This is a genomic window from Leisingera sp. F5 (assembly GCF_001593695.1).
In genome coordinates this window covers 1-1,440 of sequence record NZ_LUKH01000939.1, presented here as the reverse complement: position 1 = coordinate 1,440, position 1,440 = coordinate 1, and the positions used below count along the sequence as shown (strand labels likewise).

The 1,440-nt window shown below is 64.8% G+C and carries 2 protein-coding genes; both read right to left on the bottom strand.

All coding sequences use genetic code 11. The features are described 5' to 3' along the window. On the bottom strand, window positions 1-910 hold a 910-nt coding region (locus A2I95_RS37655; protein WP_291737546.1), incomplete at its 3' end, for a quinone-dependent dihydroorotate dehydrogenase. Beyond that, a complete protein-coding gene (locus A2I95_RS37650; protein WP_291737545.1) occupies window positions 907-1,245 on the bottom strand; it encodes a DUF952 domain-containing protein in 339 nt (112 codons plus the stop codon). The genes A2I95_RS37655 and A2I95_RS37650, both read right to left, overlap by 4 nt. Window positions 1,246-1,440: the final 195 nt, after the last annotated feature.

Here is a 1,440-nt window from a genome sequence, read left to right as displayed (position 1 = left end):
CCCCGGCGCAAATCTTGGCATAGGCCTGCTCGGCGGTGCTTATGCCGCCAACGCCAACCAGCGGCACCTTGCCGTCCAGCAGTTCCGACAGCTGCGCCAGAACGCGGGTGGATTTCTCGAACAAAGGTGCGCCGGACAGACCGCCGGCCTCGCCCTTATGCGCGCTTTGCAAGCCCTCGCGCGACAGAGTGGTGTTGGTGGCGATCACCGCATCAATGCCGCTGTCCACGGCGACGGCGGCGATGTCCTCGATCCCTTCGCGGTCCAGATCCGGCGCGATCTTCAGAAACACAGGCACCCGGCGGCTGAGGCCCTCGCGGGTCTCAAGAACCCCAGCCAGCAGCGCCGAAAGCGCCGCCTTGCCCTGCAGGTCGCGCAGCTTTTCGGTGTTGGGAGACGACACATTGACGGTGGCAAAGTCCAGATGCGCGCCGCAATGGGCCAGCACCTTGGCAAAATCCGCAGCGCGGTCTTCGCTGTCCTTGTTGGCGCCCAGGTTCAATCCGATGACGGTATCACGCGGGCGCTGCGCCAGCCGCGCGCCGATTGCCTCCATGCCTTGGTTGTTGAAACCGAAGCGATTGATCGCCGCCCTGTCCTCAGTCAGGCGGAACAGGCGCGGTTTCGGGTTGCCGGGCTGGGCGCGCGGGGTAGCGGCGCCAGCCTCAAGGAAACCGAAACCGGATTTCGCAAGCGGCGCCAGCGCCTCAGCGTTCTTGTCATAGCCGGCGGCGAGGCCAACGGGGTTCGGCAGATCGATTCCCGCCAGCGTTGTCTTGAGTCTTGCCGTTGTCACCGGGCCGGGCGCCGGGGCCAGTCCCATGGTCAGCGCCTTGATGGACAGACCGTGGGCAGCTTCCGGGTCAACCTTGTGCATTGCTGCCAGAGCCAGCTTCTCGGTTAGTTTCATGCCATTTCCTCCGGGAACTGATGCGCGCCTTCGACCAGCGGCAGCGGTTTGGCCCAGACCACATCCGGCATGCGGATGTTGCGGAACAGATGCGGGAACTTGGCGCCGCCGCGGGAGACTTCCCACTTCAGGTCATCGCCCATCGCATCCGCGTCGCAGGCCAGGAGGGTCAGCCCCTCGGCCCCGGCGAAATGCTTGGCCGCGGTTTCCGCCGCCTGGGTTGCGGTGGAGAAATGGACATAGCCGTCCGCCACATCAATCGGCGCGCCGGTGGTTTCGCCCGCCGCCTGCAGTGCGGCCCATTCGTCCGCCCGGAAAATCTTGTAAATCAGCATAACGGCCTGATGCCTTGTGTTTGCAGGTGAATCAAGGGGGATTGGCGCCAGCAGCCGCGCAGAGCTGACGCGAGGGGAGGCAGCGGCGCGGCTTTTCCCCTTTGACCGGCGCGGGCTTTGGGCGCAGGCTCTGTCTAAAACAGATCAACGGGAGCGCTCCTCATGATTGTACGCATTCTCACTTCGGTTGCGACC

What these genes read in the sequence shown, in the direction of transcription:
- A2I95_RS37650 (WP_291737545.1), bottom strand. Translation starts at nt 1,245, where the DNA reads ATGCTGATTTACAAGATTTTCCGGGCGGACGAATGGGCCGCACTGCAG.